The organism is Myxococcota bacterium (genome assembly GCA_039030075.1).
Classification (GTDB): Bacteria; Myxococcota_A; UBA9160; order UBA9160; family SMWR01; genus JAHEJV01.
In genome coordinates this window covers 23,880-41,829 of sequence record JBCCEW010000032.1, presented here as the reverse complement: position 1 = coordinate 41,829, position 17,950 = coordinate 23,880, and the positions used below count along the sequence as shown (strand labels likewise).

The window sequence follows — 17,950 nt, the reverse complement described above, 5'->3', positions numbered from 1 at the left end:
ACCGTCCCCGCGTGCCGCCCCCCCGCCACGTGCTCATCGTCGGAGCCGGTCTCGCCGGGCTCTCCTGCGCCTCGCGTCTCGCACGCGCGGGTTGCCGCGTGACCGTGATCGACGGCGCCGAGCGACTCGGCGGCCGTCATGCCGGCGGCCGGGTGGACGGCTATGACCTCGAGCCGTCGCCCTTCCTGGTGACCGCGGGCCAGCAGCGGTTGCTCGCCTGGATCGATGCGCTCGGTCTCCGCGACGAGCTGCTGCCGGTGAAGCCCGTCGCCACCGCATTCTGCGACGAGGGGGGCGCGCGCGAGATCGCGCTGCGCAGCTGGCGGGACGTTGCGAAGATTCCCGGTGTCCAGCGCTGGCATGCGCTGCGGCTGATTCGCCTGCCGCGCCTGCTGTCCCGCTACGGCGCGGCGCTGGACTTGGGGGCCGCCGAAGCGGCGGAGCAGTACGACGACCGCAGCCTCGCCGACTTCGCGCGGCTGTACTTCGGGAGCAGCGTGCTCGAACGCTGGATGGGGCCCGTCGGCTGCGGGACCACGCTGGGAGACCCGCACGAGGTGAGCCGGCTCCAGTTCCTGCAGCAGCTCGCCTGCGACGGGTTCGCCATGCCCGGTCGCCTGCGAGGGCCCCTGAGTGACCTTTTCGAACGCGCGGCCGAGGATCTCGAAGTCGTCCTGGGCTGCCCGGTGCGCTCGATCGAACCGGGGCAGGACGGCGGCTTCCGCGCCGTGACCGTGGAGGGGCGCAGCCTGGTCGGCGACGCGCTGGTGCTGGCCACGCCGGCGCCCTTGGCGGCGCGACTCTCCGCACCCGTGTTGACCACGCCCGAGCTTCGCTATCTGCGCGGCGTGCGCTACGCACCGGCGCTGACGGTGTCCGCTGCCCTGGTACGGCCGCTGGTCAACCGCACGAGACACCTCTGGGTGTCGACCGAGTCGGGTTCGCCGCTCGGCGCGGTGCTGGTCGAGCCTGGGGAGCGCGGCGGGCGCGCTCCCAGCGACGGGGGCGTTGCGACGCTGGTGGCCAGCGGCCGCTTCGCGGCGAACCACCTGGAGACTCCCGACGAGACCCTCGAGAAGGAACTCCTCGTCGAGGTCGAGCGGCTCTGGCCGGGGCTCGCGCGCAGCGTCGAGTTCACCCGAGTCTTCCGCTATCGCTTCGGTGCGCCGCGCTTCGATGTGGGCGCGTACCGCGAGCTGGCCCGCTTCCGGCGGGTGCAACGCGACCGGCGCGCGACCGGTCGAAGACTCGCGTTCGCCGGGGACTACAGCGTGGCACCGACCCCCGAAGGCGCCGTGCGCTCGGGCGAACAGGCGGCCGACAGTCTGTTGCGCGAAGAGACGGCCGGCTAGCCCATCGATACCCCGCGCCGTCGCTGTGGCGCGCGGACGAGCTCGCGCGCTCAGGAGCCGCGGAGCTCCGTGAGTCGCTTCAGCAGCAGCGCGTTGTAGGCGCTCGCATAGCGGAGCGCGCGTCGGTCGAGGTTCGCGTGATCGCCCGATCGGTACACAGTGCCGGTGCCCGGGACCACCAGCACCCGGGAGGGCGCGATCGACTCGCCCGGCGGGAGTCCCGGAACCTCGAGGCCTTCGCGCTGCACGCCGAGGAAGCGCACGTCCTGCTCGGCCAGGGCGCGCTCGAGGCGCGCGGCCGGATTCGTGCCGAGGAAGGCGCGCAGGGCCTCGGCGTCGCTCTGGAGCGGCGTCTCCCCCTCGAGCCGGAGCGGCAGTCCCGGGTCGCCTTCTTCGTAGAGCGGACCGATCCCACCGCGGATCACCCCGTAGCCAAACCAGATCACGAAGAAGAGCAGCGCGAGGGCGATCGCCCCGCTGACCAGGAGTCGCAGGATCATGAACGCCCCCGGTCAGTCACAGGCGAGTTCAGGGACGGGCCACTGGGCGTGGAAGAGGGCTTCGAGCCCCGGGGTCTCGACACGTTCGCCCACGGGCACCGTGTAGCAGGTGAAGCGGGCGTAGTTGTCGAGATCGACGTGGAACTGACACATCGCTTCGTAGGGAACCTCGCCGCGCGAGAAACGGGTGCGCCACACAGGGATGTCGTCGGCGGTGGCCGTGGAGCGTTCGAACGCAACGACCGATTCGATGCCGTCGACACAGCGGTGGATCGAGAGTTCTTCGCCCTCGGCGAGGAGTCGCGCCCAGCCCGCGTAGGGCTTGCCCTCGATGTCGCGCCCGACGACTTCGTAGTCCCCGGCGAAGAAGGCTGCGGGCGGGACGGCTTCGGCGGGGGGATCGACGGGCGGCTCGGGGCTGGGGGTCGCGCACGCGCTCGTCGCCAGGCACAGGGCCAGCGCCATGAACGATCGCCTGGGGAGCTCCATGGCGCGGAAGCCTACCACGCGCCGTCAGCGCAATAGCGCGACGCTGGCTCCGTCTCCGCCTTCGTCGGCGCCGGCCGCGGCGACACCGCTCACGTAGGGCGATTGCACCAGGTGTTCGCGTACGGCACGCCGCAGCGCGCCGGTGCCGAGTCCGTGCACCACCAGCAGCCGGTCGCGCCCACTGGATGTCGCGCGATCGAGCGCTTCGGTCAGTGCATCGATCGCTTCGGCGACACGCTGACCACGCAGGTCGCAGCGCTCGGTGCCGCCCTCGGCGGGCGCCGGCACGGGAGTCGGGCGGGGCTTCGGCGCGGTGCGCGGTTTCCGCGGCTGGGTGGAATCCGCGACCGCGACGACGCGATCCGCCGGGACCGTGAGGCGCGCGGCGCCGACCTCGATGCGGGCGCGACCGCGGCGGTCGGGGAGTGCGTGCACCGTGCCTTCTCCGCCGCCGAGTACCCGCACGCGGTCTCCGGGACGCACCTGGCTCCAGTCGATCGGTGTCGGTCGTTCGTCCGGCGTGGGCTGCACCCCGGCCTCGCGCTCCTTCACGTCCTGGCGCTCGGCCAACGCGACGAGCCGTTCGCGCGCGCGGGTGGCTTGCTGACCGCGGTTCGCGCCTCCGCGCTGCAGATCGCGAATGACCGCGGCGATCTGGCCATGGGCGTCCCGGAAGGCCGCGTCGAGGTCGTCGCGCATGCTGCGGTAGAGCTGGTCGCGGCGCTCCTGGAGGCGCTCGAGTTTCTCGCGGTATTCGGTGCGCGCCGCTTCGGTTTCTTCGCGGAGTCGCGATGCCTCCCGCTGTTCGCTGTCCAGCGCCGCGCGGCTGGTGGCGAGCTCGTGCAGCATGCGGTCGAGCTTGCGGTCCTCGCGTTCGAGAAAGGTGTGGGCGCGGTCGAGCACGTCGCTGCGCAGCCCCATGCGCGCCGCGACGGCGGTGGCGGACGACGTCCCCGGCACGCCGACGCGCAGTCGGTAGGTGGGAGCCAGGGTCTCGGGGTCGAACTCGACGCTGGCATTGGTGAAGCGCGGGTCGACGTCCGCCATTTCCTTGAGCAGGCCGTAGTGGGTGGTCGTGATCACCGTGGCGCCGGTGTCGGCCAGGGTCTCGAGGATCGCCTGGGCGATCGCCGCGCCTTCGCCGGGATCGGTGCCGACTCCGATCTCGTCGAGGACGACCAGACTGCGGTCGGTCGCTTCGTCGACGATGCGGGCGAGGTTGGCCATGTGCGCCGAGAAGGTGGAGAGGTTCTGTCCGATCGATTGTTCGTCACCGATGTCGGCCAGGACGGCGTCGAAGAGATCAAAGCGGGCGGGGGTCTCGGCGGGAACCTGGAGCCCGGCGCGGGTGAAGAGCACGGCGAGCGCCGCGGCCTTCATCGCCACGGTCTTGCCGCCGGCGTTCGGCCCCGAGACCACCAGGACCTGCAATCCGTCGCCGAGCCGCACATCGTTCGGGACGGCGCTGTCGGGGTCGAGACAGGGATGACGCAGTTGGGGCAGCGAGAGCACGCCGCCATCCTGCAGCTCCGGCCGCACCGCGTTCAGTTCGATGGCGAGGGCGGCGCGGGCGAAGGCGAGATCGAGGAGCGCCAGCGTGTCGAGGCCCCCGAGGACTTCCGGGGAGGATCGGGCCGCGGCCGCGGACAGCTCGCGCAGGATGCGGGCGATCTCGCGTTCGACCTCGAGCTCGGCGCGCTTGTGCTGGTTGTTGAGCTCGACCAGTCCCTCGGGCTCGATGTACAGAGTCGTCCCGGATCCCGACGCGTCGTGCACGATGCCGCGCACGGTGCCCCGGGCGTCGGCACGCACGGGCAGCACGTAGCGGTCGTTGCGGACGGTGAAGTAGGCGTCCGAGAGGGCTCCGCGGACGGTCTCGTCGCGCAGGATGCGCGCGAGTCGGTCCTGGATCCGAGACGCGAGCTCGTGCGCTTCGCGTCGCCCGTTCGCGAGCGCGGCCGACGCGTCGTCGCGCACGGCGCCGCCCTCGTCGATGCAGTCGTGGATCTGGGAGGCGAGCGCGGTGAGCTCGGGCAGCAGCGAAGCCAGATCGGCGAGTTCGGGCGCCTCGTCCGCTCGGGCCGCCAGGAAGCGCCGCGCGCGGTGCAGGGTGTCGACGGTGTGCGCGACGTCGCGCAGCTCGTCGCCGGTCAGCGCGCCTCCGCGCGCTGCGCGACCCAGCGGCTCTTCCAGCGGCTGTGTCCCGCCGAGCGGCGGCGCGACGCCGCTCTCGAGAATGGCCCGCGCCTCGGCCGTGAGCTCCTGACGCGCCTGGGCCTCGGCATCACTCGAAGCGAAGAGCTCCGGCCCTGCCTCCGGTCCGGGCTCCAGGAGCCACTGGCGGCCGCGGGGCGTACGCGTGAGCTCGCCCAACCGGGCCAGAATCTCCGGCCAGTCGAGTCTCTCCAACGTCTTTTGCGTCACGCTGAACGGCACGGTCGAATCCTAGAGCAGCCGCGGCTCGCCACCTGGCTACGGAAGGGCTTTTCCGGAACGGCGGGCGAGCCGAAACGTCGGGAGATGCCCGAAACGCCTCCCACCGAAGCCGTCCTCGAAGCGACCCGCGACATCGACGCGTGGAGCGTCGAGCGCATCGTCGAGACCATCCACGGCGAAGACCGCCGCGCCTGGGAAGCCGTGGGTGCCGTCTTGCCCCAGATCGGTGACGCGGCCGAGGTGTTGGCCGTGGCGCTGGCCGGGGGCGGACGCTGGTTCAACGTGGGGGCCGGGACGAGTGGCCGGCTCGGTACCCTCGATGCCGCGGAGGTTCCGCCGACCTTCGGTCTGCCGCATCACCGGGTGCAGGCGATCATGGCCGGCGGCGAGGGAGCCCTCGTGCGCGCGGTCGAAGGCGCGGAAGACCAGCCCGAACGCGCGATCTTCTCGCTCCAGGAGCGGGGCCTCACCGCGGGCGACGTGGTCGTCGCGATCTCGGCGAGCGGGCACACGAAGTTCACCCTCGGCAGTCTCGACGCGGCCCACGAGGTCGGAGCGCGCACGGTGGCGATCACCTGCAACCCGGGCTCGCCCCTCGCGGAGGGAGCGGAGATCGCGATCGTGCCGGTCGTCGGTCCCGAGGTGATCGCCGGTTCGACGCGCATGAAGGGCGGTCTGGCCCAGAAGATGGTGCTCCACCTGCTCTCCACGACCGTGATGGTGCGGCTCGGGTACGTCGCCGGGAACCTGATGACCCACCTGACGCCCGCTTCTGAGAAGCTGCGCGACCGCGGGATTCGCATCGTGATGGCGCTGGGGGGCCTCGACCGCGAGTCGGCCAGCGAGCTGCTCGCGGACTGCGACGGCAACGTCGCCGAGGCTTCGCGGAGACTCGCGTCGAACCCAGGCTGAGGCCTCGGGCGCTTCGCGCACGACGAAAGGGCTGAGCGCCTCGGGCCGCGCCCTGCGACCGCATCGCGCGATGCTCCTGCGCCGGCAACCCCCAGGCGGGGCTAGAGCGCCCGGTGCCCGGTGATCGTCTCGCCCAGGATCAGGGTGTGGACGTCGTGGGTGCCTTCGTAGGTGCGCACCGTCTCGAGGTTCACCATGTGCCGCATAGCCTGGTAGTCGTCGACGATACCGTTGGCGCCGAGCAGGTCGCGTGCCATGCGCGCGATCGTCAGTGCCGTGTCGACGTTGTTGCGCTTGATCAGCGACACCATCGCGTGCTCGAGGTTGCCCTCGTCCTTGATCCGTCCGACCCGCAGCGTGAGCAGCTGCGCTTTGGTGATCTCGGTGAGCATGTAGACGAGCTTTTCCTGGGTGATCTGCTTCGAGGCCAGGACGCCGCCCTGCACCTCGCGCTCGAGGCTGTACTGGAGGGCCTCGTCGTAGCAGGCCATCGCCGCGCCAGTGGCGCCCCAGGCGATGCCGTAGCGAGCCTGGGTGAGGCACGAGAGCGGCCCGCGCAGTCCCTCGACCTTCGGCAGGCGATTCTCGTCGGGAATCTCGACATCGGTGAGGAAGAGCTCGGAGGTCACCGACCCGCGCAGGGAGAACTTCCCCTTGATGTCGCGCGCCTCGAACCCGGGCCGGTCGCACTCGACGAGGAAGCCGCGCACGCCGTCTTCGGTCTGGGCCCAGATCACGGCGACCTTCGAGAGGCTGCCGTTGGTGATCCAGCGCTTCGTACCGTTGAGCACCCAGCCGTTTCCGCGTCGCTCGGCGCGGGTGCGCATCGCGCCCACGTGGCTGCCGGCGTCGGGCTCGGTGAGACCGAAGCAGCCGACCGCGCGCCCGGCGGCGAGCTCGGGGAGCCAGCGCTCCTTCTGCTCGTCGGAGCCGTAGGCGTGGATCGGGTACATCACGAGCGAGCCCTGCACCGAGGCGAAGGAGCGCAGCCCCGAGTCGCCGCGCTCGAGCTCCTGCATCACCAGGCCGTAGGCCACGTTGTTCATGCCCGCGCAGCCGTACCCTGAGAGGTTCGCGCCGAACAGGCCGAGTTCGGCGATCTGGGGAACCAGCTCCATCGGGAAGGACCCGTCCTGGCGGACGTGTTCCTGGATCGTTGGCAGGAACTCGTTGCTGACCCATTCGCGCACGGTGTCGCGGGCGAGGCGCTCTTCGTCGGAGAGCAGCGCGTCGAGGTGGAGGAAGTCGAGTCCTTGGAATTCGGCCATGGGGGTGGGGTCTCCTTCAGGCTTCCCAGAGTAATGCGCCCGGCCGGGACCTGCCGCGCAGAGCCGGGCCCCAGAAACAGGCAAGCCCGGAGGCGGGGTGCCTCCGGGCTCACCGAGAGTCGACCGGGGGGTGGGATGGGCGCGGTGCGGATCCGCGCCCGAGCCTAGGCGGTCTTGCGCGCCTTGGCGTTCGTCCGGGGCTTCGCCCCTTCCATCTCGCGCAGCTTGCGGTTGAGCTGGGAGATCTTCCGGTCGATCCGCTGCACGTCGGTCTTCGACGCGATGCGCAGCGTGCTCAGGACGTCGGACACGCCCTGCTCGAACTGCTTCGTGGCGTCCTTGCGGAGCGCCTCGAGGCGCTTCACCGGGCCGCTCTTCTCGATCTCGGTGCGGAACTTCTTGGTCCGCTTCTCGATCTCGCGGCGGCGGGTCTGGACGCGCTTCTCGAACGCCTTGCGCTCGCTGGCCACCCGCTTCTCGAGCTTCTTGCGGCGGCCTTCCAGGTCCTTCTGGACCCGCTGGAACTCGTCCTCGAGGGAGCCAACAGCCTCGCGGACGTACTCGACGCCATCCTGGAGCGTCGCGGTCGTGGATTCGAACATTGGAGGTACCTCGTTGCGCGGGCTGGGAGCCCGTCGGAAGGGGGTCGCCGATGGGGGCAGGCCGAGGAGTAAAGAAGGTCCACCCCCGCGACGACGCAGTGCAGTATAACGCGCTGCGTCGATGCGTCAACGCACGCGCATACGGATCTCTAAACACCTGGAAATGCTTGGTTTTCAGGTCAGTGTGGAGGCGGGGTCGCCCGCCCGACGCGGCGCGGCATAGCGCGTCGAGCGACGCGGTCGGGCCTCGCTCAGCTCCAGCGAACCAGGGCGCTCGTCCAGGAAAACCCGGAGCCGAAGCTGGTCATCGCTACCAGTTGGCCGGGCTGGATGCGCCCGGCTCGCACGCCTTCGTCGAGGAGCATCGGGATCGAGGCGGCCGAACAGTTGCCATAGCGATCGATGTTGGCCGGGCAGCGCTCGGGCGGGATCTGCAGCTGGCCCGCGACGTACTCGTTGATCCGCAGGTTTGCCTGGTGGAACAGGAAGTGGTCGACGTCCTCGAGCTTCACGCTGGCAGCCGAGAGCGTCTCCATCAGCACCTCGGGCATGCGGCGCGTCGCGTGCTTGAACACGAAGCGACCCTGCATGCGCGGGAAGTGGCGCTTCTCGTCGATCAGCTCCTGAGTGATACGGACGGGCTGGAAGCCCGAACCGGGCGCCTCGATCCACAGCTTGTCGGCGAAGCGACCCTCGGCGTGCAGCCGCACCTCGAGGATCTCGCCCGGATCGGCCGGGTCTTCGTTCGCCTCGACCACGATCGCGCCCGCGCCATCCCCGAAGAGCACCGCGACGTCGCGTCCCTCGGTGCTGACGTCGATGCCCGTCGAGTGGATCTCGCAGCCGATCACCAACACGCGGCGGTACTGCCCGCTGCGCACGAAGGCGTTCGCCACCGACAGCGCGTACACGAACCCGCTGCACTGGGCCCGCAGATCGAAGCAGGGCGTGTCCGACAGCTCGAGCCGCTCGTGCAGGAAGAACGACGTGCCCGGAAAGTCGGCCTCGCCCGAGAGCGTGGCGAGCACGATCAGATCGATCTCCGAGGCCTCGCAGCCCGCTCTCTCGAGCGCCTGTTCCACGGCGTGGGCGGCCAGCTCCGACGGCTTCTGGCCAGGCTCGACCCAGTGGCGGGTTGCGATGCCCGAGCGCTGGCGGATCCACTCGTCGCTCGTCTCCATGAGCTCGGCGAGATCATCGTTGCTGACGACCCGCTCGGGGACGTGCATGCCCGTACCGCTGATCTTGGCTCGGATTCCCGGCGTCGCCGTCGTCATCGTGCTCCCCCCTCGGCGAACTGGTCGCCGCCGGACAGCGCGGCCTCGGCCCGCTGTTCTTCCCACAGTACTTCTTCCGCGCGTTGGATCAGCTCGGCGAAACCCTCGCGGCTCAGCGCCGAGACCCCGACGCCACCGTTGCGCGCGGCCAGGCTCGCACCGACGCCCCGGGGCAGGCGATCGATCTGGTTGAACACCAGGAGCTCGGGGGTGTCGCCGAGCCCGATGTCGCTCAGCACCTCGCGCACCGCCTCGATGCGTCGCTCGAACTCGGGCGTCGCCGCGTCGACGACGTGGAGCAGCAGGTCGGCGTCTTCGAGCTCTTCCAGCGTCGCGCGAAACGCCGCGACCAGGTCTTCGGGCAGGTCGCGGATGAATCCCACCGTGTCGGTGATGATCACCTCCCGCTCCTGCGGAAAGCGCAGCCGTCGCGAGGTGGGGTCGAGGGTCGCGAACATCAGATCCTCGACGTGCACTTCCGTCTTCGTGAGCGCGCGCAGCAGGGTGCTCTTGCCCGCGTTCGTGTATCCGACGATCGAGAGGGTGGGCACCTCGCGCCGGGTGCGTCGCTTGCGCCGCGACTCGCGCTGGTTGCGAAGCTTCGACAGCTCCTTCTCGAGGCGGGCGACGCGATCGCGAACCCGCCGTCGGTCGACCTCGAGCTTCGTCTCACCCGGGCCACGCCCGCCGATGCCACCGGCCAGTCGCGAGAGCGACACGTCGGCGCGCTGGGCCAGCCGCGGCATCAGGTACTTCAGCTGGGCGAGTTCGACCTGCAGCTTGCCGTCCCGGGTGCGCGCCCGCTGGGCGAAGATGTCGAGGATCAGCTGGGTGCGATCGATCACCCGCAGCTCCAGGCGCTCGGCGAGGTTGCGCGCCTGGGTCGCCGTCAGGTTCTGGTCGAAGATCACGAGATCGACGTCGGTCTGGAACGCGCGGATGACGAGATCCTGCAGGCGCCCCGGTCCCATCAGGAACTTGCGGTCGATGCGCGGGCGGTGCTGGGTGACGGTGTCGACGACATCGACGCCGGCGGAGCGCGCCAACTCGCGCAGCTCCTCGAGCTGGGTCTCGAGGTCGAGGGGCTTCCGTCCCGCGGTGACCGACACCAGGATCGCGCGCTCGCCGTCACCGACTTCCTTGGTCTGGTCCTGGCGGGCGAGCTCTTCTTCGCGGGCGCGGATCCAGTCGCGGAAATCGAGGTCGAGCTGGGCCGGGGGGGTGGGATCGAGGCGTTCGATCGCCGAGGCGGCGTCCTGACTCGGACGCAGCGCCGCGACGTGCGCGAGTCCGGGCAGACCATCGTCGCGGGCCTCGATCGAGACCATCGCGTCGAGGCGCAGCACGGCGAGGTCGGTCTCGTCGTCGCGCGAGATCCCTTCGCCCGAGAGGTGCGTGTGGATGCAGCGCAAGCCGCGCAGGCGTCCGCGACCTGCGCGCAAACGTCCCCAATCGGGCATCTCGACGCCGCGGGCGTCGCCCATCATCACGTGGGTGACGTTGCCGCGGCGGTCGACGAGCACGCCCACCTGACGTCCGGTCTCGGCGCTCAGTTCGGTGAGCTGGCGCGCGAATTCCTGGGTGACCAAACGTTCGGGGGGGAGTCGTCGTCGACCGAGACGCTCGAGAGCGCGGGCTTGGCTGGCCTTCAGGCCATGGGTGTTGCCGGTGACGTGGATCGGAGGCTCCCTTCGACGGCCGCCAATCTAGCGCGGAAGGGCTCCCGGCGAGCGGGCCGACGCTAGATGCCCCGCGGGGATCAGCGTGCGTCAGGCCGCTACCCGGGCCGCATCGGCACTGGTAGCGTCCGACTCCCTCGGCTTCGGGCGCTTCCCCCGTCAGCTTCGCTCCCGACTCGCCGAAACAGGGAGACGCCATGGCCGATCGCGACTGCGCAGCCGTCATTCTCGCCGCGGGGAAGGGCACCCGTCTCCGCTCGAAGACCCCCAAGGTCCTTCACGAGGTCTGTGGGCGTCCCATGCTCGGGTTCTCGCTGGCCGCCGCCGCAGCCTCGGGTGCCAGCCGCAGTCTGGTCGTCATCGGGCACGGGGCCGAGCGGGTCGAGGAGCGCTTCTCGGGCCAGGCCGACTTCGTCCTCCAGGCCGAGCAGCGCGGCACGGGCCACGCGGTCCTTCAATGCCGCGAGGCACTCGCCGGGTTCGAGGGCGATGTGCTGATCCTCTACGGCGATACGCCGCTGCTGCGCGGCGAGACGCTGGCGCGCATGCGCGCCCACAAGGCCGAGACCCAGGCCGACCTGGTGATGCTGACGGCCGCCGTCGACGTGCCAGGCATCGTCGTCCGCGACGCCCAGGGCCGCGTCGCGAAGGTGGTCGAGGCCACCGACGCCACGCCGGACGAGCTGGCGATCCCCGAACGCAACACCGGCGTCTACCTCGTCGACGCGGGGCTGCTCTGGAAGCTCCTGGACCGCGTCGACGATCGGAACGCCCAGGGCGAGATCTACGTCACGACGATCATCGAGCTCGCGGTGGGCGACGGCCTGCGGGTCGAAGCCCTGGAGCTCGAAGACGCCGAGGAGGCCGTGGGCGTGAACACCCGGGCCGAGCTGGCCCAGGCCGCCGCCTCGATGCGCAAGCGGGTGATGAACCGTCTGCTGGCGGGCGGTGTCACGATCGTGGATCCCACTTCGACCTACATCGATGTCGACGTGGAAATCGGCGAGGACAGCTTGATCGAGCCCGGCTGCGTGATCCAAGGCCCGACGGTGATCGGGAGCGACGCCCATCTGAAGCCCGGGTGCGTCGTGGAGTCGAGCCGGCTCGGCGACGCCGTGGTACTCGGGCCGAATGCCCACATCCGCCCCGACTGCGAGCTGGGCGACGGCGTCCGCATCGGGAACTTCGTCGAGGTGAAGAACAGCGTGCTGGGCGACGGCGTGAAGGCCGACCACCTGAGCTACATCGGCGACGCGAGCGTCGGCGCCGGTGCCAGCTTCGGCTGTGGCTCGGTCGTGGTGAACTACGACGGCGTCGCGAAACACCGCACCGAGGTCGGCGAGCGCGCCTTCATCGGGTGCAACGCGAACCTGGTCGCACCGGTCGTCGTCGAAGCCGATGCCTTCGTCGCCGCCGGATCGACGATCACGACCCGGGTTCCCGAAGAGGCGCTCGGCGTGGCCCGGGCGAAGCAGCGCAACGTCGAGGGCTGGGTGGCGCGGCGGCGTCGCAAGTAGCAGCGAAGCCCAGGAGTCCGACCAGCGGACCGCGGGCGGGGAGAAACGGATATGTGCGGAATCGTCGGCTACATCGGGCGCAATCAGCGCGCCATGGACGTCCTGATCGATGGCCTGCGGCGCCTCGAGTACCGCGGCTACGACTCGGCCGGGGTCGCGATCATCGACGAGAGCGCGATCGAAGTGCGCCGCGCCCTCGGCAAGCTCGCCAACCTCGAGGGGGTGCTGCGCGACAAGCCGATTGGCGGACGCCTCGGCATCGGCCACACGCGCTGGGCCACCCACGGCAAGCCCTCCGAGCGCAACGCCCACCCGCACCGCTCGGGCGGCGTCGCGATCGTGCACAACGGGATCATCGAGAACTATCGCGAACTCCGACAGGAGCTCGAGAGTGCGGGGCGCACGATGGAGTCGGACACCGACACCGAGCTGATCGCGCACCTGATCGACATCGAGCTCGGCGACGGCGACGACCTGCTCGCGGCGGTGCAGGCGGCGAGTCGCAAGCTGCAGGGCTCCTACGCACTCGGCGCGGTGAGTGATCGCGCCCCGGATCACCTCGTGGCGGCGAAGAGCGGCGGCAGCCCGATCATCCTCGGGCTCGGCGACAAGGAGTCGTTCCTGGCGAGCGACATCCCGGCGATCCTGCCCTACACGCGGCAGATGCTCTTCCTCGAGGACGGCGAGTTCGCCGTCCTGTCCGAGGAGGGCGTGCAGGTCGTGTCGGAGGAGGGGCGTCCCGTCGAGCGCGACCCGGTGCCGATCCAGTGGGACCCCGTGTCCGCAGAGAAGGGCGGTTACGACCGCTTCATGCAGAAGGAGATCTTCGAACAGCCGCGCGCGATCATGGACACGATCGGCACGCGGGTCTCGGACGCCAGCGGCGACGTCGACCTCGGTGCCATCGATCTATCGCCCGAGCAGGCCGAGCGCGTCGATCGGCTCTGCCTGGTGGCCTGCGGCACCGCCTACTACTCGTGCATGGTCGGCAAGTACCTCTACGAGCAGCTCGCCGGGATTCCGGTCGAAGTCGACCTGGCCAGCGAGTTCCGGTATCGGCAGCCGATCCTCGATGACCGCGTGATGACCGTTCCGGTCTCCCAGTCGGGCGAGACGGCCGACACCCTGGCCGCCCTGCGTCAGGCGAAGAGCGTCGGGTCGCGGGTGCTCGCGATCTGCAACGTGCGCGACGCGACCATCGCCCGCGAAAGCGACGACGTCCTCTACACCCAGGCCGGTCCCGAGATCGGCGTGGCGTCGACGAAGGCGTTCACCACCCAGCTGATCGCGCACTACCTGCTCGCGCTGAAGCTCGGCATCGCGCGGGGCAAGGTGGACGAGGCGGCGGCGTCCGAGCACATCCGCTCACTCTTGCGCCTGCCCCGGATGATCGAGCAGGTGCTGCGCCTCGACGACGAGATCCGCGGCATCGCCCAGCGCTACTTCCACGCCACGAACTTCCTGTTCCTGGGCCGCGGGATCATGTATCCGATCGCCCTCGAGGGCGCGCTCAAGCTCAAGGAGATCTCCTACATCCACGCCGAGGGCTACGCCGCCGGCGAGATGAAGCACGGTCCGATCGCCTTGATCGACGAGCACATGCCCGTCGTCGTAATCGCCAACCAGAGCCCGGTCTACGACAAGGTGGTGTCGAACCTCGAGCAGGTGCGCACCCGGGACGGCCAGGTGATCGCGATCGCGAGCGAGGGCGATACCGAGATCGCCGAGAAGGCGAACGAGGTGATCCGCATCCCCGACCTGGGCGACCACCTCACCGCCGTCGTGGCGACGATCCCGCTGCAGCTGCTCGCGTACCACATCGCGGTCGCAAAGGGCACCGACGTCGACCAGCCGCGCAATCTGGCGAAGAGCGTCACCGTCGAGTAGGCGAAAGCTGGAAGCGGGCACGGCGCCGCGCGAAACGGGCTCGGCCGGGCGCGCCGCGTCGGTAGGGGCCCACGCTGCGCCCGACGACGAGAGCCGGTACCTTCGGACTTCCCCCTGGCTCCCGACGTTTCCTCCGACGGAGACGCTCCCCATTGCTCGCCGATACGATTCTCGAGGGTCTCAACCCCGAGCAGCGTGATGCCGTTGTCACCACTGAAGGTCCGCTCCTGGTTCTGGCCGGGGCGGGGAGTGGAAAGACGCGGGTCCTCACCCAGCGCATCGCCTATCTGATCGGCGTGTGCGGCATCGCGCCCGAAGGCATCCTGGCGGTGACCTTCACCAACAAGGCCGCCGGCGAGATGCGCGAGCGCGTCGAGAAGCTGCTCGGCGCCGACGCCGACGCGGTGTGGATGTCGACCTTCCACTCGCTGTGCGTGCGGATCCTGCGCCGCGAGATCGGACACCTCGGCATGTCCCGCGGTTTCGTCATCTACGACGAGGCCGACAGCCTCGGCGTGATCAAGCAGGCGCTGCAGCGCCACGGTCTCGACCCGAAGGTGGCCGACCCACGGCGCCTGCGCTGGCGCATCGATCAGTGGAAGAACGCGGGCGACGACCCGGCCGCGGCGTCCCGTCAGGCGGTGGACGCCGACGGGGAACTCGCTGCCGACCTCTACGCGACCTATCAGCGGCTCCTGGCCGAGGCCGAGGCCCTGGACTTCAACGATCTGTTGCTGAAGACCGTCGATCTCTTCGATCGTTTTCCCCAGGTGCTCGCCCACTACCGGCGACGCTGGCAGTACGTCCTGGTCGACGAGTACCAGGACACCAACCGCGTGCAGTATCAACTGGTGCAGCAGCTGGCGTCGGAGCACGGCAACCTCTGCGTGGTCGGCGACCCGGACCAGTCGATCTACGCGTGGCGCGGCGCGGACATCCAGAACATCCTCGACTTCGAGACCGACTATCCCGGCGCGAAGGTCGTGAAGCTCGAGCGCAACTACCGCTCGACCCAGCCCATCCTGCAGGGCGCCAGCGCTGTCGTCGCGAACAACGTGGCGCGACGGCGGAAGGAGCTGTTCACCGAGCGCGAGGGTGGCGATTCGATTCGGCTCTACGAAGCGGACGACGATCGCGAGGAATCGCAGATGGTGGTGCGCGAGATCCTCACCCACGCGCGCACCGACGGTCGTGCCTACGGGGACTGCGCGATCTTCTACCGCACCAACGCCCAGTCGCGGATCTTCGAGGAAGAGCTGCTCAAGTACGACGTGCCCTACGTCGTGGTCGGCGGCGTGCGCTTCTACGACCGCGCCGAAGTGAAGGACGCGCTGGCGTATCTGCGTCTGGTGCTGAACCCGGCCGACGGCGCGGCGCTGCGCCGCATCGTGAACAAGCCGGCGCGCGGCATCGGCAAGACGACCGTCGATCGCGCGGACGCACTCGCCGTAGAGCGCGGGGTGACGGCACTCGAAGGCCTGCGCCTCTACGCCCAGAGCGAGGCGGGCTCCCGCGCCGCTCCGAAGATCGGACGCTTCTTCCGGCTGCTCGACGAGCTGCACCGCGAGGTGCTGCCCGCGTCCCCGTCTCAGGCCGTCGCGCTGGTGCTCGAGCGCTCCGGCTACCTCGCCGCTCTCGAACGCGAGGGCGGGCCGGAGGCCGAGAGCCGGATCGAGAACCTGCGCGAGCTCATCGCCGCGGCCGAGGACTTCCAGCGCGCGAACGCCGAAGCGCCCGACGACGAGCGCTCGGATCTCGAGCTCTTCCTCGATCAGGTGGCGCTGGTGTCCGACGTCGACCGCTACGACCGCCGCGACGACTACGTTTCGCTAATGACCGTGCACTCGGCGAAGGGACTCGAGTACCCGATCGTCTTCCTGGTGGGTATGGAAGAGGGCGTCTTCCCCCACTCGGGCTCCCTGCGCGACGAAGCCGGCATCGAGGAGGAGCGTCGCCTCTGTTACGTGGGGATGACCCGGGCCATGGAGCGCCTGACCATCAGCTGCGCCGCCGAGCGGATGCGCTTCGGCTCCCGCACCTACGGCGTCCCCTCGCGATTCCTGGAGGAGATCCCCACCGAAGTGGTCGAGCACATCGGGGGCGGGTTGGGTCGTCGCGGGGGTGGACGTACGGAATCCGGCCCGGAATACGACTACTCCTACGCCCAGGACACGCCCGACGATCCGTCGGAGATCGGCCCGGGAGTGCGGGTGCACCACCCGCACTTCGGGGCGGGCGTCGTGATCTCGGTGTCGGGCAGTGGACCTTCCCAGAAGCTGAAGATCCAGTTCGAGCGAGCCGGGATCAAGACGCTGATGCTCAAGTTCGCCAACCTCGAACTCGGCTGAGCGCAGGCGCCTCGGTTCCCGGCGCCCCGACGGGGCGGTAGAATTCGGCGCCGCGACGGGCCGAGGGGGCCGGCGCGAGGAGGAACCGTTGCGTCGCTGGATTCCCCGTTTCGGACGCCCGTCTCCGGACGCGTCGCCCGACTCCCCGTCGGGAGAGCAGGCGGACCGCACCCTCGAACTCCTCGTGGTGGAAGGGGCGGATACGGGGAGCCGTTTCACGATCGACGGAGACGAGGTCACGATCGGACGGCTCGCTGGCGAGCGTGCGCGCACCGGCGAGATCGGACTGCACGATCCCCAGGTCTCGCCGACGCAGGCGTCGATCCGCGTCGGCGAGGTGGCCGTCGAGCTCGAACACCAGCCCGGCGCCGCGTCGCCCACCCTCGTGAACGGCAGCGCCGTGGGCCACACCCTGATCCAGGTCGGCGACCGGATTCAGATGGGCGGCACCGTCTTCGAGGTGCGTTCGCGCCCGGGAATCTCGCTATCGGGATTGATGGCGATCCCGAAATCCCGACCCGAGGACACCACCTTCGAGGGTCCCGTCCTCGCCGAGCCGGGCGGGGACGCCAGCACCGAGATCCGAGAAGCGCTGCCGCCGACCGCCTCGTTGGTGGTGCTGCGCGGGATCCGTGCCCTCGAGGGCCAGCGACTTCCGCTCCTGTCGCAGCGCAATCAGGTGGGGCGCCACCCGACGAACGACGTCGTGCTGACCGAACAAGGTGTGTCACGCTTCCACGCCGAGCTCGTGTGGGAAGAACGGCGCTGGCACCTCGTCCACAAGAGCGCGACCAACCCGAGCTACGTCGACGGGCGTCGCGTGGAAGATCGGACCGCACTGCGCAACGGACAGGTGATCCAGCTCGCCGATCGCGTGTCCCTGCGCATCGACCTTCCCGAGGACGCTCCCGAGGAGCGCAGCGCGAGCGTCGGGAGCGTTGGAACGGCAGAGCCCTCATTGAAGGACCGGATGGAGGAGAAGATCCTCCGCGACGAGGAGATCGAGCGGGAGTACGGGTTCTTCGGCAGCTTCCTCGACATCGACGTCGTCGATTCCCATGGGCTGAAGGTGCGTGCGACGCGGCCGGAGCACGTGATCGTCTCCTTCGAGCGGTTTCGCGGGTTCGCACAGCAGGTCGTCGAGGACCACACCGGGCAGGTGCTCAACAGCAACGGCGACGAGCTGATGTGCTTCTTCGACGCTCCCCTCGACGCCGTGCGTGCGGCCACCGCCGTGCTCGATCGGCTCGGCACCTTCAACGCCGACGAGAACCTGCTCCAGCTTCCCTTCCGCGTGCGGCTCGGCATCCACACGGGGCGTTCCCTGGTGGATCGCGAGCGCGGCGTGGCCTACAGCCCGGTCCTCGACGTGGCTGGACACCTGCAGAAGTACGCGCCGGTGAACGGCCTGCTGATCTCCGAGGAGACCCTGTCCGAGCTCCCCGAGCGCGACGGCTTCGAAGCGATGGGACCGCTCGGAAAGGAAGAAGTGCTCGCCCATCGCCTCGAGGGCACCTCGGACGACGCGCCCGCGACGGACTGAGGGACCGGCAACCGTCCGGCAGTGGGCCCCGCGAAGCTCGCACGACGGCGCGGTTTCACGCAGCCTGCGCGCGCGACCGCCCCCGCTGCGGTTCCAACTGGGAGCCGTGCCCCCAATGACGAACCGCGCCTTTGAGGGAG

The 17,950-nt window shown here is 69.9% G+C and carries 13 protein-coding genes; 6 read left to right on the top strand and 7 right to left on the bottom strand.

The annotated features are described in order from the left end of the window. The first annotated feature begins 11 nt into the window (after positions 1 to 11). Positions 12 to 1,352: an FAD-dependent oxidoreductase gene (locus AAF430_23750; GenBank protein MEM7413266.1), complete on the top strand. Its 1,341-nt coding sequence runs from the start codon at positions 12 to 14 to the stop codon at positions 1,350 to 1,352. Positions 1,353 to 1,402: 50 nt separating this feature from the next. Here the strand turns inward: AAF430_23750 and AAF430_23745 are convergent, their stop codons facing one another. The 3 genes from AAF430_23745 to AAF430_23735 are packed head-to-tail and all read right to left on the bottom strand — an operon-like array spanning position 1,403 to position 4,714. Further along, positions 1,403 to 1,852, bottom strand: coding sequence for a hypothetical protein (locus AAF430_23745; protein MEM7413265.1), 450 nt, complete (start codon positions 1,850 to 1,852; stop codon positions 1,403 to 1,405). Between the two features lie 12 nt (positions 1,853 to 1,864). Then, on the bottom strand, positions 1,865 to 2,341 hold the full coding sequence (locus AAF430_23740) for a hypothetical protein (protein MEM7413264.1): 477 nt from the start codon (positions 2,339 to 2,341) through the stop codon (positions 1,865 to 1,867). A gap of 24 nt (positions 2,342 to 2,365) precedes the next feature. After that, positions 2,366 to 4,714 (bottom strand): Smr/MutS family protein, encoded by a 2,349-nt coding sequence (locus AAF430_23735; protein ID MEM7413263.1) that lies wholly within the window; start codon positions 4,712 to 4,714, stop codon positions 2,366 to 2,368. Positions 4,715 to 4,861: 147 nt separating this feature from the next. Here AAF430_23735 and AAF430_23730 point away from each other — a divergent pair, with 147 nt between their 5' ends. Further along, positions 4,862 to 5,689, top strand: a complete 828-nt coding sequence (locus tag AAF430_23730) for an N-acetylmuramic acid 6-phosphate etherase (protein MEM7413262.1) — start codon at positions 4,862 to 4,864, stop codon at positions 5,687 to 5,689. Positions 5,690 to 5,790: 101 nt separating this feature from the next. On the opposite strand, the gene AAF430_23725 is transcribed toward AAF430_23730, so the two are convergent. The 4 genes from AAF430_23725 to hflX form a co-directional block, all read right to left on the bottom strand. Further along, positions 5,791 to 6,957, bottom strand: a complete 1,167-nt coding sequence (locus tag AAF430_23725; protein ID MEM7413261.1) for an acyl-CoA dehydrogenase family protein — start codon at positions 6,955 to 6,957, stop codon at positions 5,791 to 5,793. Between the two features lie 164 nt (positions 6,958 to 7,121). Further along, positions 7,122 to 7,559, bottom strand: a complete 438-nt coding sequence (locus AAF430_23720; protein ID MEM7413260.1) for a hypothetical protein — start codon at positions 7,557 to 7,559, stop codon at positions 7,122 to 7,124. A 251-nt stretch (positions 7,560 to 7,810) separates the two neighbouring features. Beyond that, positions 7,811 to 8,836 (bottom strand): beta-ketoacyl-ACP synthase III, encoded by a 1,026-nt coding sequence (locus AAF430_23715; GenBank protein ID MEM7413259.1) that lies wholly within the window; start codon positions 8,834 to 8,836, stop codon positions 7,811 to 7,813. Continuing rightward, positions 8,833 to 10,425, bottom strand: coding sequence for a GTPase HflX (hflX, locus tag AAF430_23710; protein ID MEM7413258.1), 1,593 nt, complete (start codon positions 10,423 to 10,425; stop codon positions 8,833 to 8,835). Before hflX ends, AAF430_23715 begins: the two co-directional genes overlap by 4 nt. Before the next feature lie 287 nt (positions 10,426 to 10,712). Between hflX and glmU the strand changes: the two genes are divergently transcribed. The 4 genes from glmU (at position 10,713) to AAF430_23690 (ending at position 17,810) form a co-directional block, all read left to right on the top strand. Then, a complete protein-coding gene (gene glmU, locus AAF430_23705) occupies positions 10,713 to 12,032 on the top strand; it encodes a bifunctional UDP-N-acetylglucosamine diphosphorylase/glucosamine-1-phosphate N-acetyltransferase GlmU (GenBank protein ID MEM7413257.1) in 1,320 nt (439 codons plus the stop codon). A gap of 51 nt (positions 12,033 to 12,083) precedes the next feature. Further along, positions 12,084 to 13,919 carry a glutamine--fructose-6-phosphate transaminase (isomerizing) gene (gene glmS, locus AAF430_23700; protein ID MEM7413256.1) on the top strand — a complete coding sequence of 612 codons (1,836 nt, stop codon included), beginning with the start codon at positions 12,084 to 12,086 and terminating at the stop codon, positions 13,917 to 13,919. Positions 13,920 to 14,071: 152 nt separating this feature from the next. Then, on the top strand, positions 14,072 to 16,267 hold the full coding sequence (locus AAF430_23695) for a UvrD-helicase domain-containing protein (GenBank protein ID MEM7413255.1): 2,196 nt from the start codon (positions 14,072 to 14,074) through the stop codon (positions 16,265 to 16,267). Positions 16,268 to 16,355: 88 nt separating this feature from the next. Then, positions 16,356 to 17,810 (top strand): adenylate/guanylate cyclase domain-containing protein, encoded by a 1,455-nt coding sequence (locus tag AAF430_23690; GenBank protein ID MEM7413254.1) that lies wholly within the window; start codon positions 16,356 to 16,358, stop codon positions 17,808 to 17,810. Positions 17,811 to 17,950: the final 140 nt, after the last annotated feature.

Coding starts and splice junctions, on each gene's coding strand:
- AAF430_23720 (MEM7413260.1), bottom strand. CDS start 7,559: ATGTTCGAATCCACGACCGCGACGCTCCAGGATGGCGTCGAGTACGTC.
- glmS (MEM7413256.1), top strand. CDS start 12,084: ATGTGCGGAATCGTCGGCTACATCGGGCGCAATCAGCGCGCCATGGAC.
- AAF430_23730 (MEM7413262.1), top strand. CDS start 4,862: ATGCCCGAAACGCCTCCCACCGAAGCCGTCCTCGAAGCGACCCGCGAC.
- AAF430_23725 (MEM7413261.1), bottom strand. CDS start 6,957: ATGGCCGAATTCCAAGGACTCGACTTCCTCCACCTCGACGCGCTGCTC.
- AAF430_23715 (MEM7413259.1), bottom strand. CDS start 8,836: ATGACGACGGCGACGCCGGGAATCCGAGCCAAGATCAGCGGTACGGGC.
- AAF430_23745 (MEM7413265.1), bottom strand. CDS start 1,852: ATGATCCTGCGACTCCTGGTCAGCGGGGCGATCGCCCTCGCGCTGCTC.
- glmU (MEM7413257.1), top strand. CDS start 10,713: ATGGCCGATCGCGACTGCGCAGCCGTCATTCTCGCCGCGGGGAAGGGC.
- AAF430_23740 (MEM7413264.1), bottom strand. CDS start 2,341: ATGGAGCTCCCCAGGCGATCGTTCATGGCGCTGGCCCTGTGCCTGGCG.